Below are 26,141 nucleotides of genomic sequence, written 5' to 3'. Positions count from 1 at the left end.
AAGCGTGCCCGTGGCGCCCGTGATTTCCCGTATGGACAGGGGTTCGCGTGTACACTGCGTTGCATCGAGATGGCCCGCGTCACTGCCAGGCTGTCTGCGATGCGCCACATCTGCACAGCCAGCCTGGTGCAACCTGCTTTCCGATTGCCTGTCCTGTGCACGGGCAAACCAGCGAATACCTGAACATGACCAATTCCCCCCGCCAGGGCACCGCGACCCTGGCCGTGCTGATCGACGCCGACAACGCGGCGCCCGCCATCGTCGAAGGCCTGCTGGCCGAGGTTGCCAAGTACGGCGTGGCCGCCGTCAAGCGCATCTATGGCGACTGGACCCGGCCCAACCTGGCCGGCTGGAAGGAGCGGCTGTTGTCGCACTCGATCCAGCCGATCCAGCAGTTCCGCTACACCGTGGGCAAGAACGCCACCGACAGCGCCATGATCATCGACGCCATGGACCTGCTGTACACGGAGCGCTTCGACGGCTTCTGCATCGTCTCGAGCGACAGCGACTTCACCCGGCTGGCCTCGCGCATCCGCGAGCAGGGGCTGACCGTCTACGGGTTCGGCGAGCGCAAGACGCCCAAGCCCTTCGTCACCGCCTGCGACAAGTTCATCTACTCGGACGTGCTGCGCGCCGATGCGGATACGGAGGGGGCCGACGAGGCCGCCGCGCCCACGCGCAAGCGCAGCACCGGCGAGCTGCGCCAGGACTCGCGCCTGGTGCGCCTGCTGCAGAACGCGGCGCAGGCGGTGTCGGACGAGGACGGCTGGCTGACGCTGGGCAGCATGGGCAACCATATCGCCAAGCAGGCGCCGGAATTCGACTCGCGCAACTACGGCTACGGCAAGCTTTCCGAGCTGGTGGCAGCCACCGGCCTGTTCGAGGTCGAGACCCGCAACGGCGGCAACAACAAGACTATCTGGATCCGGCTCAAGAAGCGTTCCAAGGGTGGCGGGGAGAGCGATGGGCGTGGCCAGCCGCAGCCGCAACAATCCCAGCCGCAACAGTCGCAGCAGCAGCGCCCGGCCCAGCAGGCCCAGGCACAGCCTGAAGCGCGCCGCCAGCCGCAACCGGCGCCCGTGCCCGCGGATCCACCTGCGCCCGTCATGTCCCAGCCGGAGGCGGCACCGGAGCCGGTGCAGGTCCGCGAACCCGAGCCCGATCTGCCGTTCGTCGCCGCCGATGCGGTCGAGCCGGATCCCGCCGCCGACCCGGTAGTCGAGGCCGCGCCGCAGCCCGAGACCGCCCCCAAGGGCCACACCGCGCGCAAGCGCGCCGCGCGCCGCCCGGATGTGACGCTGAGCGAAACGCCGTGGCCGATCGACCAGTCGGTGTTTGCTGCGCCGGGCACGACGGTGCTGACGGCGCAGATCGAGCCCCAGCCTGAGGTGCTGCCCCGGCAGGAAGCGGCCGCCGAAGCGGCGCCCGCGCCGGCTCCGGCACGGAAGACGCGCAAGCGCCCGAGCAAGAAGGAGAAAGCCGAGTGATATGGCAGGCCGGCGGAATGCCGGCCGCAAGCGCAAGAAGCGCCGGCCCTGTGCCGGCGCTTTGCTTTAGCGCACCAGCTGGTTAATCTCGATGATCGGCATCAGCACCGCCAGCACGATCAGCAGCACCACCACGCCCATGGTCAGGATCAGCAGCGGCTCCAGCAGGCTGGTCAGGAACAGCGTGCGCCGTTCCAGTTCCTGCGCCTCGCCCTGCGCAGCGCGGTCCAGCATCACCGGCAGGTTGCCGGTGGCCTCGCCGGAGCGGATCAGGTGCACCAGCACCGGCGGGAACTGGTTCTGCGCGGCCAGCGCGCGCGCCAGCGAGGCGCCTTCGCGCACGCGCGTGTTGGCATCTTCCACATTGGCGCGCAGCGCCTCGTTGGTCAGCGTTTCGCCCGCGGCCTGCAGGCTGCGCAGGATCGGCACGCCGGCCGACACCAGGATCGCCAGCGTGCCGGCAAAGCGCGCGGTGTTGTAGCCGCGGATCAGCTTGCCCAGCAGCGGCGCGGTCAGCAGCCAGCGGTCCCATTCCAGCCGCACCGCGGGCTGTTTCAGCAGGCTGCGGATCGCGAATACCGTGACCGCGATCACCGCCAGCGCCGCCCACCACCAGTTGCGTACAAAGTCCGACAGCGCCAGCATGATGATGGTCAGCGTCGGCAGCTTTTGCTTGGTATTGGCGAACACGCTTACTACCTGCGGCACCACGTACGAGAGCAGGAAGATCACGATCGCGAACGCCACCACCGTGACGATTGCGGGGTAGGTGAAGGCGAGCCGGATCTTGGAGGCCAGCGTGTTGCGCGACTCGATATAGCCCGCCAGTCGCTCCAGCACCAGCCCCAGGTGGCCGGAGTGCTCGCCGGCCGAAACCAGCGCGCGGTAGATGTCGGGGAAATCGCGCGGATGCTGCGCCAGCGCCACCGACAGCGAGCTGCCGCCCATCACCTCGGCGCGAATGCCGGCCAGCAGTTCGTGCACGTAGGGGCGCTCGGCCTGGTCGGCCAGTGCGCCCAGCGCCTCATCCAGCGGCAGCCCGGCCACGATCAGGCTGGCCAGCTGGCGCGTGAACAGCGCCTGCTCCTGCGTCGACAGCTTGCGCGCGAACAGCTGGCTGCCGCTGCGCGGCGCCAGGCCGGCGCCGGCCAGCGCATCGACGGTCAGCGGCGTCAGCCCGCGCGCGCGCAGCTGCGAGCGCGCCTGGCGCGGGCTGTCGGCCTCGATCACGCCGCGGTCGGTTTTGCCGGTGGCGTCGGCGGCTTCATAGCGGAAGGCTGGCATCCGGGCGGCTCCGCTCAGTCGCGCGTCACGCGCAACACTTCCTCAAGCGAGGTCGCGCCGCTGTCGATCCAGCGCTGCGCATCGCCACGCATGGTGTGCATGCCGCGCGCCAGCGCCGCGTGCTTGATCTCGGACTCGGGCGACTGCCGGTGGATCATGGTGCGGATCTCGTCATCGACGGTCAGCAGCTCATAGACGCCCATGCGCCCCTGGTAGCCCGACTGGGCGCACTTGTCGCAGCCCACCGGGTGCCAGACGCGCTGCAGCGGCTTGCCCTGCGCCTGTAGTGCCTCGGCTTCGGCGGCGGTCACTTCGATCATGTCCTCGCGCTTGCAGTGCTGGCACAGGCGCCGTACCAGCCGCTGCGCCAGCACCCCGAGCAGCGACGACGACAGCAGGAACGGCTCGATCCCCATGTCGACCAGACGCGTCACCGCCGAGGCTGAGTCGTTGGTGTGCAGCGTCGCCAGCACCAGGTGACCGGTCAGCGAGGCCTGCACCGCGATCTGCGCGGTCTCCAGGTCGCGGATCTCGCCGATCATCACCACGTCCGGGTCCTGGCGCAGGATCGCGCGCAGGGCCTTGCCGAAGGTCATGTCGATGCGCGGGTTGACCTGGGTCTGGCCGATGCCGTCCAGGTCGTACTCGATCGGGTCTTCCACCGTCATGATGTTGGTGGTGCGCGAGTCCAGCCGCGACAGCGCCGCGTACAGCGTGGTGGTCTTGCCTGAGCCGGTCGGCCCGGTCACCAGCACGATGCCGTGCGGCTGGTTGATCAGGTGATCGAAGCCGCGCAGCGTGCCCGGCGCCATGCCGAGCTTGGCCAGGTCCAGCCGGCCCGCTTCCTTGTCCAGCAAGCGCAGCACCGCGCGCTCGCCGTGCCCGGTCGGCAGCGTCGACACGCGCACGTCCACCGGCCGCCCGCCCACGCGCAGCGTGATGCGGCCGTCCTGCGGCAGGCGTTTCTCGGCGATATCGAGCTGCGCCATGATCTTGATGCGCGAGATCAGCGCGCCGTGCAGCGCCTTCTTGGGCCGCACCACGTCGCGCAGCGTGCCGTCCACGCGGAAGCGCACCACCGACGACGACTCGAACGGCTCGATGTGGATATCCGACGCGTTTTCGCGCGCGGCCTGCGTCAGCAGCGCGTTGATCATGCGGATGATCGGCGCGTCGTCCTCGGACTCGAGCAGGTCTTCCACCGCCGGGATGTCCTGCATCAGGCGCGACAGGTCGACCTCGCCTTCCACTTCGCCCACCACCTGCGCGGCGCTGCCGGCGTCCTGGCGGTTGTAGGCATCGGCCATGGCGAGTTCCAGTGCCTCGGGCTCGAGCACGCGCAGCCGCAGCGCGCCGTGCACGCGCGCCACTTCGGCCAGCGCGGTCGGCGAGGTGGCGCGGCTGACCCACACCTCCAGCCCGTCGGCGCGCTGGTGCGCGATCAGCAGCGGCGCCTCGCGCGCAAAGCCGTACGAGACCAGCCGCGCGGCCATGGGCGAGGGCGGCTCGAGCGGCTCGGGGGTAGCGGATTGGACTTCGCTTGCCATGGCAGGGCTCAGTTCTGGCGGGCCGGCGTAGCCGGCTGCGCGGCGTTCAGCGTGGCGGATTCACCACGCTGGCTCAGCGGCTGCGGTGCGGTCGCTGGTTGCTGGATGGGCTGAGGCTGCGCCGGGACACCTGGCTGCGGCGCATTTTGCGGAATCGTCTGCGGCAGAGGCAGCGGGGCGGCAACCGGCCCGTTCGCGCGCGGGTCGATGAACGGCGTGGTCGGCGCATCGGCCGGTGGCAGCATCGGCGTGTTCGGCTCGCGCAACATGATGTTAGGCGAAACAAAGCCCTGCTGCTGTGCGCGCATGTAGTCGTACCGGTCCTGCGTCAGGCGGTCGGCGGCGCCAGCCGTGCGCATCACATACGGGCGCAGGAACACCAGCAGGTTGGTCTTGCCGCGGTTCTTGTTCTCATAGCGGAACAGGCCGCCGATCAGCGGCAGGTCGCCCAGCAACGGCACCTTCTGCACGCCGTCGCCGTACGTGTCCTCGATCAGGCCGCCCAGCACGATGATCTGGCCGTCATCGACCAGCACGTTGGTCTCGATCGAGCGCACATTGGTGGTCGGGCCCTGGATCTGGGCGAGCGTGCCCGCTACCACCGACGACGACTCCTGGAAGATCTGCATCTTCACCAGCCCGCCGTCGGTGATCTGCGGCTTGACGCGCAGCGTGATGCCCACGTCCTTGCGGTCGAAGGTCTGGAACGGCGTGACCGAGGCCGCGCCGCCGGTCTGCGCGTAGGAGCCGGTGGTGATCGGGATGTTCTGGCCGATCAGGATCTTGGCTTCCTCGTTTTCCAGCGTGATCAGGTTCGGCGTGGACAGCAGGTTGACGCTGCCATTGGTGCCGAGTGCGCGCAGCAGCGCGCCCAGCCCCATGGCCTTGTTGACGATGCCCAGGTTCAGGCCGCCCACGTCGGGCACCAGCGATTGCGCGGCAGCGATGCCGGCGGTGCGGTTGGTGTCGAACAGCGCGCCGGCCAGCGTCAGGTTCAGGATGTTCTGGCCGCCGGAGCCGAAGTTGGTGCCGGCAAAGACGTTGTTGTTGCCGCCCGGCGAGCTGATCAGGCCCTGCCACTGGATGCCCAGCTCGCTCGCCTGCGTGGAGGTCACCTCGACGATCATCGATTCGATGTAGACCTGCGCGCGGCGCGCGTCCAGGTCGTCGATCACGCCGCGCAGGTTGCGGTAGACCGGCTCGCTGGCGGTGATGATCAGCGAGTTGGTGGACGGGTCGGCCTGGATGATGCCGCCGGTGGTCGGCTGCGTACTGGTGCCGAACGACGCGGCGAAGGCCGAGCTGCCATAGGCGCCGCCGCCCGTGCCGCCGTTGCCGCTGCGCATGCCGGTCTGGGTGCCGGTGGTGCCGCCGGTGAACTGCGAGCCGGTCGGCGTCGAGACGCTGGTCATCCCCGCGGCGCCGCCGATGCCACCGGCGGCAGCGCCCGCGGCGCCGGGCTGGGTGGCCGTGGTAAAGCTGCTGTCCGCGGCGACGATCGCGCGCAGCGTCGCCGCCAGCTTGACCGCATCGGCGTTCTTCAGCGGCACCACCCAGATGTTGCCGGGGCGCGCATAGGGCTGGTCGAGCTTCTCGATCAGCTGGCGCGCCTGCTGCAGCCGCGCACGGCTGGAGGCGCGGATCATCAGCGCGTTGCTGCGCGGCTCGGCCACCACCGTGGTGCGCAGGCTGCTGTCGATGCCGGGCGCGCCGGCGCCGCCGGCCGCGCCCGCGGCCGAGGGGTCCATCAGCTTCTGCAGTACCAGTGCGGTATCGCTGGCGAGTGCGTGCTTGAGCGGCACCAGCTCGACCTCGCCCGAGGCCGGCGCATCGACGGCGGCAATGATGCGTGCCAGCCGGCGCAGGTTGTCGGCGTAGTCGGTGATGACCAGCGTGTTATTGGCCGGGTAGGCGGTGATCGTGTTGTTGGGCGCGATCATCGGCCGCAGCACCGGCACCAGGTTGTTGGCCGATTCATAGTTGAGCCGGAACACTTGCGTCACCACCTGGTCGCCGCGGCTTGCGCCGGGGCCGATCACGGTGGGCGAGCCCTGCAGCTTGGCGTCGGCCTCAGGCACGACCTTGGTGAAGCCATTGCTCTCGACCATCGCATAGCCCTGCATGCGCAGCACCGAGCCCAGCGTCTGCAGCGCCTGCGCGCGCGAGACCGGTTGCTCGGTGACCAGGTTCACCGTGCCCTTGACGCGCGGGTCGATCACGAAGTTCTTGCCGGTGGCCTGGCCGACCGCCTTGATCACCGAATCGAGGTCGGCGTTGACGAAGTTCAGCACCACCTGATCGCGGTTGGACGGCGAGATGTCTGGTGGCGGCGGCGGGTTTGCGGCACCAGCGGGCTGGGCCCACAGCGGCGCGGGCGCCAGCAGCGAGATCCCGCACAGCAGGGCCACCGCGCGGGCGCAGGCGGTCTGGAAAACAGGTCGGATGGCGTGGGTTTTCATAGTCATTTCCGTGCACTTCTGCTTCTGCCTGGTATCAGAAGCGCAGCCTTGTCACATGGTTGTCTCGTCGTCCCAGCAGGCTCAGCAGGCTGGCCAGCTGTGTTGCCGCCTCGGGTTCGGCGTGCGCGGTGCCCTCGAAGCGCGCCTGCCGGCCGAGCGTGCCGCTGCCCTCCAGGTGCAGCGGCCCGGCAATAGTGCTCAGTTGCAGCCTGCCGCCGCCCGCGCCGGCCCAGTCGATCTCGGCGCGGTAGCTGCCCAGCGGGCGCAGCCGGCTGATTGCCGACGACACCTGCTCGATGCGCAGTGTCATATGGCCGCTCATGCCGTTGCCGTTCGTGCCCGAGAAACGCCCCTGTAGCGTGGACCAGTTCAGGCGCATCAGGCCGTCCGGGCGCAGCGTGTTGAACGGCGCGCCGACGCCTTCGAGCAGCGACGCCGGCAAGCGGATCGCGCCCGATTGCGCGGTCCAGCCGCCCGGCGTCACGGTGATGGCCACCGGCGCGGCCATCGCCTCGGAGTGGCTCACCACCAGGCGCGCGGTGCCGGTCAACAGCGGCCAGAAAGCCAGCGTCCATTGCAGCCGCCCGGGCAGCACCGTCGCGGTCTGGCTGCCGGTGCCGGCCGACAGCGCCAGCGTGGCGCTGCCACGCCACACCGAGCCGCTGGCATCGGCCAGCAATACCCGTCCCTGCGTCTGCGTGGCGACGCGCTCGGCGATCCAGGTCGCCGGTAGCATCGCCACCACGGTCACCGCGGCGCTGGCCAGCCCGATCCCGAGCCAGCGCAGCCGCCGCCACGCGCCCGGCTGGCGCGGCTTGCGGCGCGGCAGCCGCAGCGTTTCCAGCCGTACCATCAGCTGCGGCCGCCCGGACCCTGCAGGGTCGCACTGACATTGACCAGCGCCGTGGCGCCGACGTAGACGATACGGGCGTCGATCACCTTCATGCGCTGCTGCTGGCGCACGTCCTGCAGCCAGGCGCTGACCGCGCCGAAGGGTACCTTGTCCAGCTGCACCTGCACGCTGTTGTCGGCGCCGGCGGCGAGCCTGCTCGCCTTCAGGCCGTGCTGGCCGAGGCTGTCCTGCAGCGCCTGCGTAAGCGCATCGCCGCGCAGCGACGGCGCCGGCGTGGCCTTCAGGCCGCGTGCTTCCTGCGCCAGCGATTCCATTTCGGCCAGGTCGGCGCGCATCTGCGGCAGGCTGCGCGCCAGGCGCTGGCGGCCCTCGGCGGCCGGCTCCCACAGCAGCATGTAGCCGATCACCAGCACCAGCACGGCGCCGCCGCCGGCCAGGATCGCCTGTTCGCGCGGGTTGCGCGCCGACCAGAAGGCGTTGAAGCGGTCTTGCCAGGCCTGCGGCACCGACGGGCGCAGCCGCGCCAGGCGCGCGCCCAGCGCGGAGGTCGCGGCGGGCCGGGCAGGGCCATTCGTGGCATGAGGGCGGGGCGTCTGGTTGCGGGCGGAGTCTTTCATCAGTTTGCGCGAGAAACCTCGGCCTTCAGGTCGGGGAGGGATAGCGCGCGACGCGAAGCGTCGCCCCTGGTCTCGCTCTCCTTTGTGGTGGGCGTTATGAAGAAATATCCATACCCGTCGCCGCGCTGGAGCAGATTGCAGTGCTTGTAGGAAATACCCTGCACGGCGCCAGCGACGGTTTGGATGTTAAAAGAGCCGGTTGCTCGGATGGCAACCCGGCCAATATGCGTACCTGCCTTTTTCCCGGAGGGAACCACCGCCTTGACCATGTCGCCGGTCTGAAAGCCGAACACGCGTTTGCTGCGCATGAGATAACCGCGCGGGAAGCCGTGAGCGGTAACGCGAGTGCGCTGATAACTACCGCGGCCGGCGCATTGGATGCGCAGTATGGGCCGTTGCCAGGGCCAGACGGAATGCACGTTGCCAACGCAGGCCGCGTCTAGCGCATGCGACTTTGGGATGTCGAGACGCCTCCGGTTGTACTTCGTCTGACCGCCGGATCCGGTTTCGACCGGCAGCCCGAAGGATTTGAGGGCATTGAGCAGGGCGAAGCGAGTTGCATTCACGGCTGCGGCGTTTCGCAGCGGTGCTTTCGCGCGCGCCAGGATGCGCTTGGCGCGATCGGGGTCCTTGCGCAGGAAGACCTCTAATGGAAGGTTCCCCTTCTTCTGGTTGCAGGGCCGGCACGCAAGCGTCAGGTTCGAAACGCGGTTGGACCCGCCTTTGGCCTTGGCGACAATGTGTTCAGTCTCCAAGGGGCGATCCGTTGCGTCGCAATATGCGCAAGTTCGGCCGAGCTTCGCCAGCAGGTACTCCTTGACCTCGTAGCCCAGGAGCGTGCCTTGCTGGTACTCAACGCCGGAGATCTCCGGGTTTTCCATGGCCTGCATGTCAAAGCGCACTAATTCCATGCTGAGGGCGGTGATTGGGGCAAGCTTGCGGAAGCGGCGCACCCATGCCGCAGTCGTCTCGACGCGGTGACGAAGGCTGGGCGCGAGCCAGCCTTCCGGCTTTCGACGATTGTCGAATCTGGCCGCGCGATAGCGCGTCATGCGCCCGCGCCGGGCCCGCCGCATGGCGCGTCGGGCAGTAAGTGCCTCGTTGATCTGCCGGCCGCGGTGGATGATCTCGGCCAGCGAAAGCACGAAGGCGTCTGGCGCGCCGCCGGCGTGCGAAGCCATTTCGCGGACGATGGCGACACCGGTCTCCTTGCTGCCTGGATCGAGCTTGAGGCGCAGCGGCTGGAGCTCACTGTCCACCAGTCGCCGGTCGGTCAGCCGGATTGCGAACGGCACCAGTCGATGCACGCGAGCCCGCCCGCGCTCGAGCAGCAAGCGGGCCCGCTTCTCGCTGCACGGCATGAGCGACTTGCCGTGCCTGTCCAGCACAAAGACTGCCATGCAATCTCTCCTACTAGGTGCCCTTACGGGCCTGGTTACGCGCCCCTTGCGGGGCGTCTCCCTTCGGCAATGTTGCGAACCGGCGATCTGCCCCGATCCGTTTCGTGCTTACCCTGTCGCTTGTCTGCAACCGGGGCTTCGAGAGGTTGGGACTAAGGAAGCATCCCAACGTCGGTCTTGCACCTGCGCGCAACGTAGCGGATTGGCTACCGCTTTGCCTGGTCAACCCGAGCTTGTCAGTTGCCTTTCAAGCTCCGGCCTTTAGGCCGGGGTAGTTGACTGCGTTCATGCTTGCTCGTCGGGCCCTTACAGGCCCGGCCTGACGGCCCAGCGCGAGCCTGGCGTCACGGGGCTGCCCGCGCTGGTGGCGGTACCACTGACTGCGCCGCCGGTCTTGTCCTCTTCCATTTGCAGTCCGGCCTGGCGTGCGGCGCCGCGCAGCCCGGCGATGTCGGTGCCCGGCTTGAGCGTGACCAACAGCATGCGGCCGCGGTATTCCAGCCCCTGCAGCGCGTCGGGCGGCAGGCGGCGCGCGGCCTGGGCGAAGCGGTCCGCCAGCGGCAGGAAGTCCTCGGGCGTGCTGCGCCCGCTGGCTGTGCGCAGCTGCTCGACCTCGCGGCGCATCTGCAGCGGCGCGTCCAGCACCGTCTGGATCTGCGGGAAGGTGCCGCGCAGCGTCTGCAGCTGCGCGGTTTCCAGGCGCTGCTGCTCGCGGCGCAGCAGCAGCCAGTGGATATTCATGCCCAGCACCTGCACCAGCACGATGCCGGCCAGCAGCGCCAGCGGCAAGCGCCAGGCGGCCAGGTTCCAGCGGTCGGCGCGGCCCTGTGCGAACTCGAACTGCGCCAGGTCCAGCGCCGGCTCGCGCAGGCATTCCTGTGCGCCTTCGATCCACAGGCGCCAGCCGGTACGGGAGGCTTGGCGCAGCTCGGGCACCGGGGCGGTGGCGGCGGCTTCGGCATCGGCGTACCAGGTGCCCGCCGGCGCCAGGGCCTGCCAGGCGGCCAGCGCGTCGTCGCCCAGCAGCAGGCCGTAGCCGGCATGCTCGCCGGTGCGCACGGTCAGCTGCCACTGGCGCGCCGGGGCTGGTGCGGCCGGCGCGGCGGCAACGGCGGCGGGGTCCAGCAGCTCGCCACTCTGCGCGAAAGCGCCTGCGGCGGCTTCGACCACCAGGGTCGCCGGCTGCGCCGGCGTGGTCTCGGGTGCCGCAGCTTCGGCGGCCGGCGCCAGCGACGGCTCGGCCGGGGAGGCTTCCGGCGGGACCAGCGGCATGCACAATTGCGCGGCCAGCACGTGACGGCGGCGATGGCGGTGTTCGGCAAAGGCGTCGAGCACGGCACGCAGCCAGGCGCGGTCGGCCACCGTCAGCAGCCGCCGGCGCGGGCCGCGCGCGGGGGCACTGCCGTCCAGCACCGGCCCCACGCCGACATGGCAGGGCTGCGCGTCGGTGGCGAGCGCATCCTCGATCAGGTTCGGCAGTGCCAGTTTCAAACGCGCGGGCGGTAGCGGCGGCACGCTGGCGGTGGTCAGCAGTACGTCGCTGGCGGCCAGGATCAGCACCAGGCGCTCGGCCGCGGGCAGCTCGGCGATGCGGGCGTGGCCTTCGCGCAACACTTCCGGTGCCGTGCGAGCCTCCCCGCGCCGTGCGGACCCGACCGCCGCGGCGGCGGCCGTGCGCACCAGCGCGAACGGCAGGGCGCCGAACTGCCACGGTTGCGGCTGGTCATGCGGCCGATGCGGCAGGCGGACGTACAGGGTGGTGCTCAAGGTTTCCTTGCTTTGGCTTCGGTGGAACGGCTCGGGCAGGCGCATGGCCCGGGGGATTGCGCCCGGGATCGCCCCGGAATCGGACGACGGCCGGGGCGCGGGGATGCCGGCGGGCGGCCAGGCAGGCCGGACGGCGGCGGGTGGGCTGGTGCCACGCTCGCGCCAGCGCCGCAGCATACCTTGCCTGTGTGACTAAACCGCGTCAATAGCATTCTCCCCGGTAGCCGGCGCCGCGGAATTCCTTGCTTCGCCGGCATTGCTTCAGACATCAGCGCAGAACCGGCAGCCTGTCCGCATCCTGGATCCAGACCACGCGGGTGGTGTTGGTGGCGCCCAGCGGCTCGCCGCGGAACACTAGCGACACCTGCAGCCGGCTGGCGCGTTCATGGCGCACCAGTCCGTAGACCAGGAAATAGTGGGTGCGGACGTCGAGCATATTGCCCAGGTTGCTGGTATCCGCCTGCGGGGCCAAGGAAGAAAGCTGCGTCTGCAGGTTGCTGATGTTGTTGAAGTAGGCGCGGTCGCGCTGGCGCACCAGCTCGCGCGCGCGCTCCACGGGCAGCTTGTCGATTACGGCGGCCAGCACCTCGGCCTCGGCGGTATTGGCGTTGACCAGCGTGCGCTCGGGCAACACCGTGACGAAGGGCTCCAGCACCGCCACCATCTCGGGCGTATAGCCGGGCAGCGCCAGCAGGCCCTGCACGCTGTCCAGCGGGCGCGGCGCGGCGCGCCCGTCGCTGCTGCCGCCCTGGGCGGCTTGCAGCATGTAGCGCGCGGTGGTCTCGGCCAGCGCCGGGTTCAGGCCCACGGTCTGCAGCAGCCGGCGGTAGGCCGCCTGCGCGGGCTGGTCGATCGAGGCAATGCGGCCGCCCTCCGCGCCGCTGGCGGTCCATATCACCAGGTTGGCCAGGTTGAAGCGTGCCTGCGCATCGAGAATACGGCCCGACAGGAACGAAGTCTCGCCGGCGACATCGGTGCGCAGCGACGCGCCGAGGAAGTCCGACAGCCGGGTCTCGGCGATCGGCACGGCCCAGGGCTCGCCCAGTTCGTCGACATTGGTGCGGCGCTGGTCGTCGCGCAGGATCAGGCGCGCCCAGTCCACCGCGGCGCGCTCGATCCAGGTGGCCTGGGCCAGCAGCCGCTGGTTCTCGATAGCGCGGATCTGCACCTGCTGGCGCCACAGCATGCCCGACACCACCACCACGGCCAGCGTCACCATCAGCAGTGCGGTGACCACGGCGGCGCCGCGCTGGCGGCGGGCCCAGGGCAGGGAGCGAGGGGAGCGGCGGAGGGCGTGGCTCATAGCCCGGTCATGCAGATCTTCTGGAACTGCCGCGGCGCGTCGCCGCCGCCCATGCGCGCAAAAATGGTCAGCTCCACTGCGCGCACCCCGGTGTTGGGCAGGGCGGCGCCAACGGCCGAGGCCTCCACAGCACTGGCGGCGTTGCCGCTGAACAGCACATTGCGGATGCGCCCGGTATCTGCCTGCCAGCCGGCGGGCTCCACCCATGCGCGCGCGCTCATGCCGTCCACGTCGGCCAGCACGCGCCGCACCTGTGCGGCGCTGGTGCCGCCGGTCTGGCGCAGCGCCAGCATGGCCGACTGCAGCGCGGCGCGATTGTCTACCGGCGGCGCGGCCACGCGCAGCAGGGTATTGCCGTCGAGCTGGTATGACAGCACCTGCCACGCCGGCGGCTGGCCTTCGTCGCGCCGGTCGCGCACCAGCAGCAGGCGGTTCTGGCCGATCTCGACCGGGCTGGCTTGCAGCAGCGTGGGATCGGCGAGGTGTTCGCAATCGGTCTGGAACTGGCCGTAGAGGACCTTGAGCGCATCCAGGCGCGCATCGTGGTCGGTGAGCCGTTCGTGGCTGCGCGTCAGGCTGTCGAGCGCGCGCCAGCCGATCACCGCCATCACCGCCAGCAGCGTGATGGCGACCAGCATCTCCAGCAGCGTGAAGCCGCGGCGCTTGCCAGCGCGTTCGCGCGCGCGCCGGCGCTCAGAGCACGTTGCGGGTTTCATTGGGGACGATGGTGACCAGCCACGCCAGCCGCACGGACTTGTCGGTGGCGGACGGGTAGACCGCGACCTCGACGCGGCGGAAGACCGGGTTGGGCGTGGCCGAGACCGACTGCTCGCAGTACAGCGGCGTGCCGCCCTGCGGGCAGGCGTAGCCGCTGACGCCGGGCTCCGGCCAAGTCTTGGACAGGCGTAGCGAGGCCAGGTGGTTCTCCGCGCTCCATTCCGCCAGCATGCGCGTCTGCAGTGACATGCTGGCATCGACCATCGAGCCCATCGCGCGCATCGCGGCGGTCAGCGCGACCGCCAGGATAGTCAGCGCCACCAGCACTTCGATCAGCGTGAAGCCGGCCGCGCGCCGGCGCATGACGGGTCGGGTCATGGCGTGCTGGCGAAATAGCGCCCGCTGCCGTCGCTGGCTATGTCCACGCGGATATCGCCTCGCACCAGGATCAGCCGCTGCGGGGCGTCGATCAGCTCGCGCCCGAAGATCAGCCGGGGCGGGCCGCCGGTACCGGCGGTGCGGCCGCCCTCGGTGACGATGACCTGGTCCAGCGCCAGGCGCCAGTGGCCCGGGGCGAACACGTCGGTGCGCATCGGGATCCAGCCATTAGGGGTCGATTCCAGGAAGCGCCAGCCGCTGGCGTCGCCCTCCCAGGCGATCGGGCGCGCGCCCAGCTGCGCCTCTTCCTGCGCCAGCTCGAACAGCCGCGCGATGCGCTGGCCGTCGTCCAGCACGCGGCCCCGCTCATTGGGTGAGGCGTTGACGGCCACCAGGGAAATCACAATGCCGGCGATCACCATGACCACCAGCAGTTCGAGCAGGGTGAAGCCCCGGCGCCGCCGACGGGGAGCGCGGGGGCGCGGGGCCGTGGTCATGGAAGGTTGGTGGAGGCGCTGCCGCGCTTATTCCCAGTTGCCGATATCGGCGTCGTTGCCGCTGCCGCCGGCCTGGCCGTCGGCACCGAAGCTGAACACGTCGATCTCGCCGCGCACGCCCGGGTTCAGGTACTGGTACGGATGGCCCCAGGGATCCTTGGGCAGCTTTTCCAGGTACCCGCCGCCCTTCCAGTTGTTGGGCACCGGCTCGGTGGTGGGCTTGCTCACCAGCGCGGCCAGGCCCTGCTCGGTGGTCGGGTAGCGGCTGTTGTCGAGCCGGTACAGCTTGAGCGCCTGCATGATCGATGAGATGTCCTGACGCGCGGCCACGATGCGGGCCTCGTCAGGACGGCTCATGATCTTGGGCACCACCAGCGCCGCCAGCACGCCGAGGATCACGATCACCACCATGATCTCGATCAGGGTGAAGCCGCGCGCACGGCGGGCATGCCGCACGGGCGCGGATGCAGAACGGGCAGGGCTGGCGGAACGGGTAGTGAAAATGCGCATCGTCTGTGGACCTCGTTGCTTGGATGGCTGGGCCCTGGCCGCGGCTCTGGGAGACGCGGCGGGCCGGGTTCGCCAGTCAGTATAACCGGCGCCACATGACTGTTTTATGGGGGGTGGCGTTGGCGCCTCGGCAAAGTCTGATCCGGATCACAGCCCGGGGCGGCCGTCGGATTTAACTTGCATTTCAAATGCATCTTTTTTAAGATGGCGGCACGATGCAACTGACCCGCTTCTCCGACTATGCGCTGCGCCTGCTGATGTACGTCGCCCGTGGCGACGGCAGCCGACCCATCACCATTGCCGAGGTGGGGCAGCAGTTCGATATCTCGCACAATCACCTGGTCAAGGTGGCGGCGCGGTTGTCGAAGCTGGGCTGGATCACCGCCACGCGCGGCCGCCACGGCGGCCTGCAACTGGGCCCGGGCGCCGAACGGCTGACCATCGGCACCATCCTGCGCGAGCTGGAAGGCCACAAGCCGATCATCGACTGCGACAACCCGCCCTGCGCGCTGAATGGCAACTGCCGGCTGCGGCGCGCGCTGGACGTGGCCGAGCAGGCGTTCTACCGGGCGCTGGACGATGTCACGCTGGCGGATGTCACCGGCAGCCAGACGGCCGAGTCGATCATCCGGCTGCATCGCGATTTCCTGAACCGGCGTTCGGCCTGAGCGGACCCTGTCCGAGCAGGCGCCGACGAGCGCCGGTTTTATTGTGAGTAAAAACATGCATATTACATGCATGATTATTGAACGGAGTGTTACCTGATGCTGTCCGCCGCTTCCCGCCCCTATATCGATGCGAGCGTCCCCGTGCTGCGCGAGCATGGCCTAGCCATCACCACGCATTTCTACCGCGAGATGTTCGCCGACCGGCCTGAACTGACGCAGCTGTTCAACATGGGCAACCAGGCCAACGGCAGCCAGCAGCAGTCGCTGGCCTCGGCCGTGTTTGCCTACGGCGCCAATATCGACAACGCGGCGGCGCTGGCGCCGGTGATCGAACGCATCGTGCACAAGCACGCGTCCGTGGGCCTGACCCCCGCGCACTACCCGATCGTCGGCCACTACCTGCTGGGCGCCATCTCCGCGGTGCTGGGCGAGGCCGCCACGCCGCCGCTGCTGGCCGCCTGGGACGAGGCCTACTGGCTGCTGGCGGGCGATATGATTGCCGCCGAGGCGCGCCTGTACCAGCGCACCGGTGTCGCCGCCGGCGAACTGACGCCGGTACGCGTGATCCGCCGCGAGGCGCAGGGCGAGCAGGTCGTTGCGCTGACGCTGGCCGCCGCTGACGGCGGGCCGCTGCGCGAATTCCGCCCTGGCCAGTACATCAGCGTCGAGGCACTGCTGGATGACGGTACGCGCCAGCTGCGCCAGTATTCGCTGTCGGGCGAAAGCGGGCTGCCGACCTGGCGCATCTCGGTCAAGCGCGAGGACGGCGACCAGGCCACGCCGGCCGGCGCGGTCTCCGGCTGGCTGCACGCCAACGCCCACGAGGGCACGGAACTGAAGGTAAGCGCGCCGTTCGGCGACTTCACGCCGGCGCTCGATGGCCGCCGCCCGCTGGTGCTGCTGTCGGCCGGGATCGGCATCACGCCGATGCTGTCGGTGCTGCGCACGCTGGCCGCGCAGGGCTCGCAGCGTCAGATCCTGTTCGCCCACGCGGCCCGCAACGGCCGCCATCACGCGCACCGTGCCGACGTGCAATGGGCGCGCGAGCGCCTGCCGCAACTGGCCACGCACGTCAGCTATGAAGCCCCGGAATCTGGCGATGTCGCCGGCCGCGACTACGACCACGCCGGCACCATGCCGCTGACAGAGCTGCTGAGCCAGCCCGACCTGCAGCGCTTTATCGACGGCCGCTTCTACCTGTGCGGACCGCTTGGCTTCATGCAGGCGCTGCGCCATGCGCTGGTCAGCACGGGCGTGCCGGTGGCGCATATCGAGCGCGAGGTGTTCGGGCCCGACCTGCTGGACGACCTGCTCTGAGCCTGATCCGAGCGGCAGCGGGACAGACAGTGTCATGAGGCTCTGGTACGCTTGGCGCGTCCGCACTTCTGCGTTATCGCCCGCGCCAAGGGTACCGTTCCGTGCAACTCTCTCTCCGGCCTGACTTTCGCTTCGATGCCTCGGCGGCCTGGCTGCCACGCCTGGCCAGCCTGGTGCTGTTTATCGCGCTGTGTGCGCTGGCCACGTACTGGGCGCTGACCTTCAGCGCGATGCGCACCATCCCGGTCCCGCAGAGTGCGCGCGTGGCGCAGACGGAGGCCGTCGAGACCGGTGCGGTGGCCACGCTGTTCGGTGGCTCGGCGCAGGGCGGCCCCCGCGACGTGCAGCTGCTCGGCGTGGTGGCTGAGGTGGACGGCGGCGCGGGCGCGGCGATCGTGTCGCTGGACGGCGGCCCGCCCAAGGCGGTGCGTTCCGGTGCGTCGCTGTCGCAGCAGATCCGGCTGGCGGAAATCCGCCAGCGCTCGGTCGTGATCGAGCGCAACGGCGTGCGCCAGGAGATCGCGCTGCCGTTGCAGGCGGGCGCCACGCGCGCCGCGCCGCCGCCCGCCGCGCCAGCTGCCTTGCCCACGCCGCCGGCCGGCGCCGCGGCTCCGATGGCGACACCGATGCCACCGCCGGCGCCGGTGGTCAGCCAGCCGGTACCGCCGCCGCAGAGCCCGCAGCCTCAGCCCCAGACCCAACCGAGCCAGCCGGCCCAGCCCCAGATGGCTGATCCCCGCCAGTACCAGCCCGCGATGGTCCCGCCGGCCCCCGCCGGGGGCGCGCTGGTCCCGAAGAACTAACCCGGCGATAAAGCGAATATTCGCACTGGATTGCGTTCCCTTACGGCGTGCCGGCTTTTCTGTGAGCCGGGTAACATCGTATTAAAAGCGCCAACTTACGTGCATCGTCTGCGTTCTAATCCGTACATGCCAAACGTGATGAAAAGGAGCCAGACATGCAACGCAATCACAAGCCGCAGATCCTGAAGCAGTTCCTGGCCGCATCGGCCGCCCTCCTGGTCGCCGGTGGCGCCTTTGCGCAGGCCAGCGCGCCTGCCGCGCCCTCCGGCCAGGCTGGCAAGCCGGGGCACGGCCACCATCACCATATGGGCCACGGCGGCATGTGGATGAAGTCCATCGATACCGATGGCGACGGCGCGATCTCCAAGGCGGAAGCCGACGCGTGGTTCAGCAAGCTCGACACCAACCGCGACGGCAAGATCGACAAGGCCGAGATGGAAGCGCACCGCAAGGCCACCATGGCCGAGCGCCACGCCCGCATGCAGGCTGCCTTCGACGAGAAATTCAAGGCCGCCGACAAGAACGGCGACGGCGCGCTGACCAAGGCCGAGGCCAACGCCGGCCTGCCGCGCCTGGCCAAGCGCTTCGACCAGCTTGACGCCAATCGCGACGGCAAGCTGACCCGCGACGAGATCCGCGCCGGCATGGAGAAGATGCACCGCGACCACCACCAACGCGATGACCGCGGCCAGCGCGGCAGCCAGCCCGCGCCGGCCACCCCGAGTGCGCCGGGTGCGCCGGCCACCAGCGGCGGCTGATCCCGGGGCAGGGCGGCCAGAACGTCCTGCCGCTGACACAGTGAGCGCGCGCGCCCCCTTGGGGCGCGCGTTTTTTCTTGTGCGCCCAGCATGGGCGCACTCCTGCGGGTGTAAGTCCCGCCATAAGCTGGTCACGGCGAATGAAGTGAAGCGCAACCGCATGAGGGCGACCGAGTGTGGGGAGGAAGCGTGGAGCGTAAATCGCGAGCCGATGGACAAGAACTGCATAGAAGGCGCTGCCGAGCAGGGCGAGCGGGCAAGAAACCGCGAAGCTCTTGTGACCAAGGCGAAGTGGCGTAAATGCAGCGGCTGTGCGGTGAAGGAGTGCGTTCTTACCTGGGGAGGCCTCGCCTCATGCCTGAAAGGGCAACGACGTCGAGTCGGAGCGAGGAGTCAGCAGAGGCCATAGTAGTTGGGCGGCGTGGCTGGGAAAGCTAAAGCTGCCGGCGAAGGGCCGAAGGAATGGGAGGGGGAGCCCTCTGGTTATCGGAAGTGAAGCGCCTCAGATGTTCGCGAGAGCGAAGCTCGTCGGTAAGGTGGATAGGGTGAAGCCCGACAGGCCCCGGCAGCGAGGAATCAGTTCCGCCGAACCGGACAAAGGCAAGCCTGGGCGTCGGGTCGGGAGCAACACAAGCCCGACGACCTCAACCATTCCAACCGCCTGGTGCGGACCCGCATGCCAGGTGGTGTGGGAGGGGACCGGTCAGATTACCTGACCGCCCCTATCCCGATTTGCGCATCTTTTTGCAGCACCGCCGGCCCCCGGGCGCTGCGTGTACCAGGAAGCTTCTGACTTGCGTGGCAAACGCCCGTAGAATGCCGCTTCCCTGTGCGCCGGGCTTGGCACCATCCTTGCCTGCTCCCGGTCGGCGAGCGCGATGGCGATACGCCCGTGCCAACAGGATTGCCCAGCCCGACCGGCTGCTGCATGAGTGACCGATGAGGCCGCCGGTTGGTGCGAACGGGGGCTGGATCGGGCGCAACCAAACAAAAAATTGCGTACTTGTGCACGGCTTGCTAAATTTGCGCAAAAAAATTGCCAATAAACATATTGCGGAGCAACAATATCGTGAGCAAGGTGGAGTTGGACAAGATCGACCGGAAGATCCTGGAAGTGCTGCAGACCAACGGCCGTTTGACCAACCTGGAGGTGGCCGAGCGCGTGAACCTGTCGCCCAGCCCCTGCCTGCGCCGTATCCGGCGGCTGGAAGAGATCGGCGTGATCCGGCAGTACGCGGCGCTGCTGGAGCCCAACAAGATCGGGCTGGGCCTGCTGGCCTATATCAACGTCCGGCTGGAAAAGCATGGCGGCGCGCCCAAGGGCAAGGCGCCGCTGGACCTGTTCCGCGCATCGATCGCGGTCTGGCCGGAGGTGGCCGCGTGCCATGCCATGACCGGCGAGATGGACCTGCTGCTCAAGGTCTACGTCGAAGACATGGAACACTTCGCGCGCTTCATGCAGGAACAGCTGCTGGCGCATCCGTCGGTGATCGATGTGCGTTCCAGCTTTGCGCTGGAAAGCATCAAGGACACCACCGCGCTGCCGGTGGGCGGCGCCGCCTGACGGCCTGAAACAAAAACGGCGCATCGTTGCGATGCGCCGTCTGGCAGGAAAGCCACGAAGGGCTGGGTCAGGCGGTATGCTTCTGCGGCACCATGCTGCGCCAGAAGCGCAGCCCGAAGCGGCGCGCGTCGCGCAGGTTGCGGCGCATCGCGTAGTCCAGGTCGGCGAGCTGCTCGTCCAGCGCCTCGGTCAGGCGGCTGACGGTGTCGGCGGGCGGCAGTTCCAGGTAGGCGTCGGCCTCGCCATAGGCGTACTGGACCTTCATGCCGGCCTTCTTGGCGATATGCATCATCGCCGCGTTGCGCGACAGGCAATGCATGTACAGCGTTCGCACATTGGTGTTGCGGCCGTGTATCGCGGCACGCTCGAACAGCGCGCTGCCGATGCCGCGCCCGCGGGCGCTGCGCGATACCGACACGCCGAACTCCGCGACGCGGCCCTGGGCGTTGTCGCGCAGGTTGGCGAAGTGCCCCACGCCAACCAGCTCGAGCTTGTCGTCGTAGACGCCGAACACGGAGTCTTGGTCGAAGTCGATGCTGTCGACATAGGCTTCGATCACGTGATCGCCCACGGACTGGCCAAAACGGAGCAGGCGATCCTCCTCGCCCAGGGCGAGGAAATGCTTCAGCAGGCGCGAGCGGTGATGGGCCGCCAACTCGCGCACCAGGACGGTGGCGCGGTGGGTGGCCTGTGCGGCTTCGGCTGCCTTGCGCAGATCTTCGTCGGTCAGTGCGCCGACGGCCTTGCTCAGTTCGAGCGGGTTCACGATTATTTCCTTCCTGATGCAGTCACAGATAAAAATAGCACTGCGTTGGTGTTCCGCCAGGCGCTTTTCCCTGGCTCGGTGCAAGACTCGGGGGAAACACCATCTTGATACAGTGCGAAAAGTATTGTAGTGGAATTGTCAGTTCGGCGTAAGCTTCCTGCGCCGCAACAGGTCTGCGTATCGCCTCATGCGCGCGATAAATCAAATAAAATCAACGGTTTGAATAAATGTGATGATTTGTTGCGCGCCATCAGTTGTGGATTTGGTGCAACGCCGCAATCGGCCGCCGCATCCCGTATCTTCCGCTTCCTCCTACCAGCCGATCGCCTTCCGATGACCGAGCCCCCAATCGTTGTGATCTACGCGCATCCCACGCCCAGCCGTTCGCGCGTCAACCAGCCCCTGGCCGATGCGCTGGCGGCGTTGCCGCAGGTTCAGGTACGCGACCTCTATCGCAGTTATGTGGATTACGACATCGACGTCGTCGCCGAGCAGCGCGTACTGTCGGTATCGGACACGGTCGTGCTGCTGTACCCGGTGCGCTGGTACAGCGTGCCGGCGCTGCTGAAACTCTGGCTGGATGAGGTGCTGGAGGCCGGCTGGGCCTTCGGCCCCGGCGGCACGGCGCTGCGCGGCAAGTCGATGCTGGCGGTGGTCAGCGCCGGTGGTACTGCCGATTCGTACGGGCCGGACGGCAGCCATGGCCATCCGATCGAGGACTTTCTGCTGCCGCTGGAGCAGACCACCTCGCTGTGCGGCATGAACTGGCTGCCGCCGGTGGTGCTGCACGATGCCGACAATGCCGACGCGCAGGCGCTGGCCGACCATATCGCCCATGTCTGCGGACGGCTGGGCACCGATGCGGCCCCGGCGGAGGTGCAGGCATGAACCAGCACGACTTCCTGATTGCGCTGCTGGTGTTCCTGGTCGCGGCCGTGGTGGCGGTGCCGCTGGCGCGCAGAAGCGGCCTGGGCGCGGTGCTGGGCTACCTGCTGGCGGGGGCGGCGATCGGGCCGTTCGCGCTGCGCCTGGTCACCAATGTCGAGTCGATCCTGCATTTCTCCGAGTTCGGCGTGGTGCTGATGATGTTCGTGATCGGCCTGGAGCTGGAGCCGCGCAAGCTGTGGGCGCTGCGGCGGAGCATCTTTGGCTTCGGCGGCGCGCAGATGGCCGCGTGCGCGCTGGTGATCGGCGTAACCGCCGCGCTGGCGGGCGCGCCGTGGCAGGTGGCGCTGGTGGCCGGGCTCGGCCTGGCGCTGTCGTCGACCGCGATCGCGCTGGCGACGCTGACCGAGCGCAACCTGTTCGGCACGCCGGCGGGAGCGGCCAGCTTCGGCATCCTGCTGTTCCAGGACATCGCCGCGATCCCGATGATCGCGCTGCTGCCCCTGCTGGCCACCCAGGGTGCAGAAGGCGCGGCGGGCGCGACCGGCTGGCTGGCCGCGGGCAAGGCGGTGGCGGTGATCGGGCTGGTGGTTGCCGGCGGCCGCTACCTGGTGCGGCCGGCGCTGCGCTTTATCGCGCGCACCGACATGCGCGAGATGTTCACCGCGTTTGCGCTGCTGCTGGTGGTGGGGATCGCGCTGATGATGGACGCGGTGGGCCTGTCGATGGCGCTCGGCACTTTCCTGGCCGGCGTGCTGCTGGCCGACTCGGAATACCGGCACGCGCTCGAGGCCGACCTGGAGCCGTTCAAGGGCCTGCTGCTGGGGCTGTTCTTCATGGCGGTCGGCATGTCGATCGACTTTGCCATCCTGGCACGCTCGCCGTGGCTGGTGCTCGGGCTGGTGGCGGCCTTTGTCGCCGCCAAGACCGTGGTGCTGGCGCTGCTGGCCAGGCATTTCGCCGTCGCCCGCGGCCAGCGGCTGCTGTTCGCGCTGCTGATCTCGCAGGGCGGGGAGTTTGCCTTCGTGGTGTTCGGCGTCGCCGGCGGCGCGGGCCTGCTCGCGCGCGAGACCGAAGCGCTGCTGGTGCTGGTGGTGGCGCTGTCGATGGTGGCCACGCCCTTGCTGCTGCTGGCCTACGACCAACTGGTGGCGCCGCGCCTGGGCGGGCGCCGCGCGCGCCCGGGCGAGACCATCACGCCGCAGGACAATCCGGTGCTGATCGCCGGCTTCGGGCGCTTCGGCCAGATCATCGGGCGGCTGCTGTACAGCCAGGGCGTGGGCGTCACGGTGCTGGACCACGACCCGGACCAGATTGAGTTCCTGCGCCAGTATGGCCTCAAGGTCTTCTATGGCGACGCTACCCGGCTGGACCTGCTGGAAGCCGCCGGCATCGCCCGTGCGCGCATCCTGGTGGTGGCGATCGACGGCATGGACGAGAGCCTGCAACTGATCGACCGCGTGCGCGAGCGCTTCCCGGAGCTGCAGATCTACGCGCGGGCGCGCCATGTGTCGCACGTCTACCAGCTCAAGGACCGCGGCGTGCACCTGTTCGAGCGCGAGATGTTCGAGGGTTCGCTGATGCTGGGCCGGCGCGTGCTGGAAGGGCTGGGCTTCGACCCGGCCGAGGCGCGCAACGTGGCGCTGCGTTTCCGGCGCCACAACATCCAGGCGATCGACCGCTTCTACCCGCACTACACGGATCAGAAAAAGCTGGTCTCGCTGGCGCACCAGGCACGCGACGAGCTGGAGGAGATGTTCCGCCAGGACCGCGAGCAGCGGCGCCAGCGGGAAGAAGCGGAGTGGACCTGAGGTCCTGGAGGCAGGGCGGGACTGGCGGGATCAGCGCCCCGCCGCGGCCCGCCCGGGCAGACCGCCTTCGAGCAGGTCGACCACCATCTCGGCAAACTCCGCGTACGACAGCCGTCCGCCCGGCTTGAGCCAGGTGAAGGTCCAGTTGATCATGCCGAACACGGTCATGGTCAGCGCGGTCTGGTTATCGCGCGTGACCCGTTCCGGATAGGCCCGGCGCAGCAGGCGCGAGAAGGCGGCCACCACGTCGCGCTCGCGCCCGAGGATGAGGTCGCGCTGGGTGTCGGCCAGGAACTTGACGTCGTTGATCAGCGCGACGTGGCGGGTCTGCGAAGTCTCATACTCCGCCAGGAAGGCGCGGATCAGGTTGGCGAAGGCTTCCTTGTCGCTGCGGGCGTGGCGTTCGGCGTCGGCTTCCACTTCGGTGACCAGCAGCATCAGCCGGCGCGTGTAGCGGTCCAGCAGGTCGAACAGGATCGCTTCCTTGCTCTCGTAATAGTGATACAGCCGCGCCTTGGAGGTGCCGCAGGCGGCGGCCAGGTCGGCCATCGAGGTGCTGGGGTAGCTGCTGTTGGCGAAGGCGGCGGCGGCCAGGTCCAGGATCTGTTCGCGCTGCGCCTCGAAATCGGGTGCCTTGGTACGGGCCATATTGATGATTATTCGCCGCCGGTACCTGAGTGGCGGCGCAGTTCGCAGGTCTCGAGCGAGTCGGCGCTGCCGCGCAGCACCAACTGGCCCATGGCGATCAGCTCGCGGCAGCGCCAGAACACAAACCAGTCGCTGGCCAGCAGGCCTTCGATCGCGCCCATCACGCTGCCCACCACCTGCGCCGCCGGGGTCCAATCGAGCGGGGCGCGCTCCATGATGATCTCGTCGATGGTGTGGTACGCCGCCGGCACCAGCGTGTTGCCTTTCCACAGGCGCACGTCGGCGTTTTCCTTGACGTTCTGCTGCCACTCGTAGCCCAGCCGCCCCAGCCGCAGCACCGAGACCGGCGCGATGGTGGAAAAGCGCCGCGCCAGCCGCGCGGGCGAGTACATGCCGATGGCCGCGAGGTTGCCTTGCGCGGGCATTTCGAGCTCGCGCAGGTCCATCGCGACTTCATTGATCCGTTGCGGCGCCTGGTACAGGTGGAACACCACCCGGCGCAGCATCAGCTGGTCGGCCGCGCTCTGGCCGTGCCAGATCGCCACTTCCATGTCGTCCTGGCGCAGCGCCTGGAGCTGGTCCAGCGCCTGCCGCATCTCGGCGGCGAAGTCGATGTCCGTGTGCGGGGCCACCCGCTGCCAGAAGCCGGAGCGGATCAGCCCGGTGCTGTCGATGTCGGCCAGCGGGCCCACCGCGAGGTCGTCGCGCAGCACTACGACCGGGTCGGGCCGCGCTGCTTGGGCCAGGGCCTGGCGCAAGGTCGTGCCTGCTACATCACCGTTGACGACGTGGATATATTGCATGGCCGTGATTGTATATGGGTGGGACGGTTCGCTGGCACTGCCAGCCGGTCATCCTCCCGCAAGCATCGCGCCAGCCGGATGCCGGTCTGCCGCCATTGTAATCACGGGCGGTGTTGCTCCATACCCGGCCAATGCCGGCGATTGTCTGAACGCGTACGAGGCGCCACGGCCGCGGCGCCTCCTCAGCGTCCGGGTCAGCGTTCGTCGTAGCTGACCACCACCCGGGGCGTCAGCGCGCGCGCCTGGCAGGTGAGCACGAAGCCCTTTTCCATCTCCCACGGCTCGAGCGTGTAGTTCTTTTCCATCTCCACCTGGCCCTCCAGCACCTTGGCGCGGCAGGTGCAACAGACGCCGCTCTTGCAGGCAAAAGGCAGGTCCAGGCCGGCGGCCAGCGCGGTGTCGAGCACGTTGGCGTCTTCCAGCGGCAGGCGCAAGCTGTGCTGCTTGCCGTCGAGCACCACCACCAGCTCGGCCGTGCCGGCATGATCGGTGTGGGCGGGGGCGGGCTTGCGCCTGGCCTGCGCGAGCGGCACGCCGAAGCGCTCGGCATGGATGCGGTGCGGATCGAGACCCGCATCGCGCAGCGCCGCCTCCGCCTCGTCGATCATCGAGGCTGGCCCGCAGACAAAGGCCGCGTCGATATCGTCCACCGGGATCAGCGTCTGCAGGAAGGCGGTTACGCGGTCATGGTCGAGCCGCCCGTGCAACAGGTCGACCTCCTGCGGCTGGCGTGACAGCACGTGGTAGAGCGTGAAGCGCGCCAGGTACTGGTTCTTCAGGTCCTCCAGCGTCTCGGAGAAGATGATGCTGTCGACGTTGCGGTTGCCATAGACCAGCGTGAAACGGCTGAGCGGCTCGGCCTGCAGCGTGGTGCGGATCAGCGACAGCACCGGCGTGATGCCACTGCCGGCGGCAAAGGCCACGTAGTGGCGCGCGGCGGCGGGATCGAGCGGCACATGGAAGCGGCCGTCGGGTGTCATCACGTCGATCACCTGGCCGGGTGCGATGGAGTCATGCAGGTGCGAGGAAAAGAGCCCGTCCTCGACCAGCTTCACGGCCACGCGCAGCTCGCCGTGCTCGTCATAGTCCTGCACCGCCGAGCAGATCGAGTACGAGCGGCGCAGGTCCTTGCCATCGACCGGCGCCCTTAGCGTCAGGAACTGGCCCTGCGTGAAGCGGTAGGCGTCGCGCAGCGCCTCCGGCACCTCGAATGCGATCGAGATGGTGTCGGCGGTCTCGGGGCGCACCTGCGCTACGCGCAGCGGGTGGAACTGTGGGGTCATGGCAGCCTGGCTTCGG

At 68.8% G+C, this 26,141-nt stretch carries 24 protein-coding genes; 8 read left to right on the top strand and 16 right to left on the bottom strand.

What is annotated here, in order from left to right; translation table 11 throughout:
* Nucleotides 1-185 precede the first annotated feature (185 nt).
* On the top strand, nt 186-1,487 hold the full coding sequence (locus AC10V3_RS19360; RefSeq protein ID WP_022536903.1) for an NYN domain-containing protein: 1,302 nt from the start codon (nt 186-188) through the stop codon (nt 1,485-1,487).
* Between the two features lie 66 nt (nt 1,488-1,553).
* Here AC10V3_RS19360 and gspF read toward each other — a convergent pair whose 3' ends face one another.
* From gspF to gspG, 12 genes are all read right to left on the bottom strand, one after another.
* Complete coding sequence (gene gspF / locus AC10V3_RS19355) at nt 1,554-2,771, bottom strand: type II secretion system inner membrane protein GspF (protein ID WP_022536902.1); 1,218 nt, start codon at nt 2,769-2,771, stop codon at nt 1,554-1,556.
* A 14-nt stretch (nt 2,772-2,785) separates the two neighbouring features.
* Nucleotides 2,786-4,318 (bottom strand): type II secretion system ATPase GspE, encoded by a 1,533-nt coding sequence (gspE, locus tag AC10V3_RS19350; RefSeq protein WP_022536901.1) that lies wholly within the window; start codon nt 4,316-4,318, stop codon nt 2,786-2,788.
* An 8-nt stretch (nt 4,319-4,326) separates the two neighbouring features.
* Complete coding sequence (gene gspD / locus AC10V3_RS19345; protein ID WP_022536900.1) at nt 4,327-6,777, bottom strand: type II secretion system secretin GspD; 2,451 nt, start codon at nt 6,775-6,777, stop codon at nt 4,327-4,329.
* A 34-nt stretch (nt 6,778-6,811) separates the two neighbouring features.
* Nucleotides 6,812-7,630: a type II secretion system protein N gene (locus tag AC10V3_RS19340; RefSeq protein ID WP_022536899.1), complete on the bottom strand. Its 819-nt coding sequence runs from the start codon at nt 7,628-7,630 to the stop codon at nt 6,812-6,814.
* Nucleotides 7,630-8,247 (bottom strand): type II secretion system protein M, encoded by a 618-nt coding sequence (locus tag AC10V3_RS19335; protein ID WP_022536898.1) that lies wholly within the window; start codon nt 8,245-8,247, stop codon nt 7,630-7,632. The genes AC10V3_RS19340 and AC10V3_RS19335 overlap by 1 nt, the downstream gene beginning before the upstream one ends.
* Complete coding sequence (iscB, locus tag AC10V3_RS19330; RefSeq protein ID WP_490922753.1) at nt 8,247-9,647, bottom strand: RNA-guided endonuclease IscB; 1,401 nt, start codon at nt 9,645-9,647, stop codon at nt 8,247-8,249. Before iscB ends, AC10V3_RS19335 begins: the two co-directional genes overlap by 1 nt.
* Before the next feature lie 306 nt (nt 9,648-9,953).
* Nucleotides 9,954-11,414, bottom strand: coding sequence for a type II secretion system protein GspL (gene gspL, locus AC10V3_RS19325; protein WP_490922752.1), 1,461 nt, complete (start codon nt 11,412-11,414; stop codon nt 9,954-9,956).
* Nucleotides 11,415-11,682: 268 nt separating this feature from the next.
* Nucleotides 11,683-12,717, bottom strand: a complete 1,035-nt coding sequence (gene gspK / locus AC10V3_RS19320; protein ID WP_022536896.1) for a type II secretion system minor pseudopilin GspK — start codon at nt 12,715-12,717, stop codon at nt 11,683-11,685.
* Nucleotides 12,714-13,433 carry a PulJ/GspJ family protein gene (locus AC10V3_RS19315; protein WP_041681168.1) on the bottom strand — a complete coding sequence of 240 codons (720 nt, stop codon included), beginning with the start codon at nt 13,431-13,433 and terminating at the stop codon, nt 12,714-12,716. Before AC10V3_RS19315 ends, gspK begins: the two co-directional genes overlap by 4 nt.
* Nucleotides 13,411-13,812, bottom strand: coding sequence for a type II secretion system minor pseudopilin GspI (gene gspI, locus AC10V3_RS19310; protein WP_022536894.1), 402 nt, complete (start codon nt 13,810-13,812; stop codon nt 13,411-13,413). Before gspI ends, AC10V3_RS19315 begins: the two co-directional genes overlap by 23 nt.
* A complete protein-coding gene (locus AC10V3_RS19305; protein WP_022536893.1) occupies nt 13,809-14,309 on the bottom strand; it encodes a GspH/FimT family pseudopilin in 501 nt (166 codons plus the stop codon). The genes gspI and AC10V3_RS19305 overlap by 4 nt, the downstream gene beginning before the upstream one ends.
* Before the next feature lie 27 nt (nt 14,310-14,336).
* Nucleotides 14,337-14,819 (bottom strand): type II secretion system major pseudopilin GspG, encoded by a 483-nt coding sequence (gspG, locus tag AC10V3_RS19300; RefSeq protein ID WP_022536892.1) that lies wholly within the window; start codon nt 14,817-14,819, stop codon nt 14,337-14,339.
* 215 nt (nt 14,820-15,034) lie between these two features.
* Between gspG and AC10V3_RS19295 the strand changes: the two genes are divergently transcribed.
* From AC10V3_RS19295 to AC10V3_RS19275, 5 genes are all read left to right on the top strand, one after another.
* A complete protein-coding gene (locus tag AC10V3_RS19295; RefSeq protein ID WP_022536891.1) occupies nt 15,035-15,487 on the top strand; it encodes an RrF2 family transcriptional regulator in 453 nt (150 codons plus the stop codon).
* A 96-nt stretch (nt 15,488-15,583) separates the two neighbouring features.
* A complete protein-coding gene (locus tag AC10V3_RS19290; RefSeq protein WP_022536890.1) occupies nt 15,584-16,804 on the top strand; it encodes a globin domain-containing protein in 1,221 nt (406 codons plus the stop codon).
* Nucleotides 16,805-16,905: 101 nt separating this feature from the next.
* On the top strand, nt 16,906-17,607 hold the full coding sequence (locus AC10V3_RS19285; protein WP_022536889.1) for a type II secretion system protein N: 702 nt from the start codon (nt 16,906-16,908) through the stop codon (nt 17,605-17,607).
* A gap of 155 nt (nt 17,608-17,762) precedes the next feature.
* Nucleotides 17,763-18,365: an EF-hand domain-containing protein gene (locus AC10V3_RS19280; RefSeq protein WP_022536888.1), complete on the top strand. Its 603-nt coding sequence runs from the start codon at nt 17,763-17,765 to the stop codon at nt 18,363-18,365.
* A gap of 1,069 nt (nt 18,366-19,434) precedes the next feature.
* Nucleotides 19,435-19,929 (top strand): Lrp/AsnC family transcriptional regulator, encoded by a 495-nt coding sequence (locus tag AC10V3_RS19275; protein ID WP_010813460.1) that lies wholly within the window; start codon nt 19,435-19,437, stop codon nt 19,927-19,929.
* A gap of 67 nt (nt 19,930-19,996) precedes the next feature.
* On the opposite strand, the gene AC10V3_RS19270 is transcribed toward AC10V3_RS19275, so the two are convergent.
* Nucleotides 19,997-20,695, bottom strand: coding sequence for a GNAT family N-acetyltransferase (locus AC10V3_RS19270; protein WP_022536887.1), 699 nt, complete (start codon nt 20,693-20,695; stop codon nt 19,997-19,999).
* Between the two features lie 333 nt (nt 20,696-21,028).
* Here AC10V3_RS19270 and kefF point away from each other — a divergent pair, with 333 nt between their 5' ends.
* Both kefF and kefC read left to right on the top strand, forming a co-directional pair.
* Nucleotides 21,029-21,583 carry a glutathione-regulated potassium-efflux system oxidoreductase KefF gene (gene kefF / locus AC10V3_RS19265; RefSeq protein ID WP_022536886.1) on the top strand — a complete coding sequence of 185 codons (555 nt, stop codon included), beginning with the start codon at nt 21,029-21,031 and terminating at the stop codon, nt 21,581-21,583.
* A complete protein-coding gene (kefC, locus tag AC10V3_RS19260) occupies nt 21,580-23,391 on the top strand; it encodes a glutathione-regulated potassium-efflux system protein KefC (protein WP_022536885.1) in 1,812 nt (603 codons plus the stop codon). Before kefF ends, kefC begins: the two co-directional genes overlap by 4 nt.
* A gap of 30 nt (nt 23,392-23,421) precedes the next feature.
* Here the strand turns inward: kefC and AC10V3_RS19255 are convergent, their stop codons facing one another.
* The 3 genes from AC10V3_RS19255 to paaE form a co-directional block, all read right to left on the bottom strand.
* Nucleotides 23,422-24,039 carry a TetR/AcrR family transcriptional regulator gene (locus tag AC10V3_RS19255; protein ID WP_022536884.1) on the bottom strand — a complete coding sequence of 206 codons (618 nt, stop codon included), beginning with the start codon at nt 24,037-24,039 and terminating at the stop codon, nt 23,422-23,424.
* An 8-nt stretch (nt 24,040-24,047) separates the two neighbouring features.
* Entirely contained in the window at nt 24,048-24,842 is a 795-nt protein-coding gene (locus AC10V3_RS19250) for a DUF1835 domain-containing protein (protein WP_022536883.1), read from the bottom strand.
* 194 nt (nt 24,843-25,036) lie between these two features.
* Nucleotides 25,037-26,125 (bottom strand): 1,2-phenylacetyl-CoA epoxidase subunit PaaE, encoded by a 1,089-nt coding sequence (gene paaE / locus AC10V3_RS19245; protein WP_349609765.1) that lies wholly within the window; start codon nt 26,123-26,125, stop codon nt 25,037-25,039.
* Between the last annotated feature and the right edge of the window lie 16 nt (nt 26,126-26,141).

This window comes from Cupriavidus sp. PB-02 (assembly GCF_058252315.1).
The sequence above is the reverse complement of the archived record's forward strand: the minus strand, read 5'-3'. Positions and strand labels throughout refer to the sequence as shown.

Excerpts from the sequence above, each read along its gene's own strand:
- AC10V3_RS19315 (WP_041681168.1), bottom strand. The coding sequence starts at position 13,433 with ATGAAACCCGCAACGTGCTCTGAGCGCCGGCGCGCGCGCGAACGCGCT.
- gspK (WP_022536896.1), bottom strand. The coding sequence starts at position 12,717 with ATGAGCCACGCCCTCCGCCGCTCCCCTCGCTCCCTGCCCTGGGCCCGC.
- AC10V3_RS19250 (WP_022536883.1), bottom strand. The coding sequence starts at position 24,842 with ATGCAATATATCCACGTCGTCAACGGTGATGTAGCAGGCACGACCTTG.
- AC10V3_RS19255 (WP_022536884.1), bottom strand. The coding sequence starts at position 24,039 with ATGGCCCGTACCAAGGCACCCGATTTCGAGGCGCAGCGCGAACAGATC.
- kefF (WP_022536886.1), top strand. The coding sequence starts at position 21,029 with ATGACCGAGCCCCCAATCGTTGTGATCTACGCGCATCCCACGCCCAGC.
- gspF (WP_022536902.1), bottom strand. The coding sequence starts at position 2,771 with ATGCCAGCCTTCCGCTATGAAGCCGCCGACGCCACCGGCAAAACCGAC.
- kefC (WP_022536885.1), top strand. The coding sequence starts at position 21,580 with ATGAACCAGCACGACTTCCTGATTGCGCTGCTGGTGTTCCTGGTCGCG.
- iscB (WP_490922753.1), bottom strand. The coding sequence starts at position 9,647 with ATGGCAGTCTTTGTGCTGGACAGGCACGGCAAGTCGCTCATGCCGTGC.
- AC10V3_RS19360 (WP_022536903.1), top strand. The coding sequence starts at position 186 with ATGACCAATTCCCCCCGCCAGGGCACCGCGACCCTGGCCGTGCTGATC.
- AC10V3_RS19290 (WP_022536890.1), top strand. The coding sequence starts at position 15,584 with ATGCTGTCCGCCGCTTCCCGCCCCTATATCGATGCGAGCGTCCCCGTG.
- paaE (WP_349609765.1), bottom strand. The coding sequence starts at position 26,125 with ATGACCCCACAGTTCCACCCGCTGCGCGTAGCGCAGGTGCGCCCCGAG.
- AC10V3_RS19305 (WP_022536893.1), bottom strand. The coding sequence starts at position 14,309 with ATGACCACGGCCCCGCGCCCCCGCGCTCCCCGTCGGCGGCGCCGGGGC.
- gspG (WP_022536892.1), bottom strand. The coding sequence starts at position 14,819 with ATGCGCATTTTCACTACCCGTTCCGCCAGCCCTGCCCGTTCTGCATCC.
- gspE (WP_022536901.1), bottom strand. The coding sequence starts at position 4,318 with ATGGCAAGCGAAGTCCAATCCGCTACCCCCGAGCCGCTCGAGCCGCCC.
- AC10V3_RS19340 (WP_022536899.1), bottom strand. The coding sequence starts at position 7,630 with ATGGTACGGCTGGAAACGCTGCGGCTGCCGCGCCGCAAGCCGCGCCAG.
- AC10V3_RS19295 (WP_022536891.1), top strand. The coding sequence starts at position 15,035 with ATGCAACTGACCCGCTTCTCCGACTATGCGCTGCGCCTGCTGATGTAC.
- gspD (WP_022536900.1), bottom strand. The coding sequence starts at position 6,777 with ATGAAAACCCACGCCATCCGACCTGTTTTCCAGACCGCCTGCGCCCGC.
- AC10V3_RS19335 (WP_022536898.1), bottom strand. The coding sequence starts at position 8,247 with ATGAAAGACTCCGCCCGCAACCAGACGCCCCGCCCTCATGCCACGAAT.
- gspI (WP_022536894.1), bottom strand. The coding sequence starts at position 13,812 with ATGACCCGACCCGTCATGCGCCGGCGCGCGGCCGGCTTCACGCTGATC.
- AC10V3_RS19280 (WP_022536888.1), top strand. The coding sequence starts at position 17,763 with ATGCAACGCAATCACAAGCCGCAGATCCTGAAGCAGTTCCTGGCCGCA.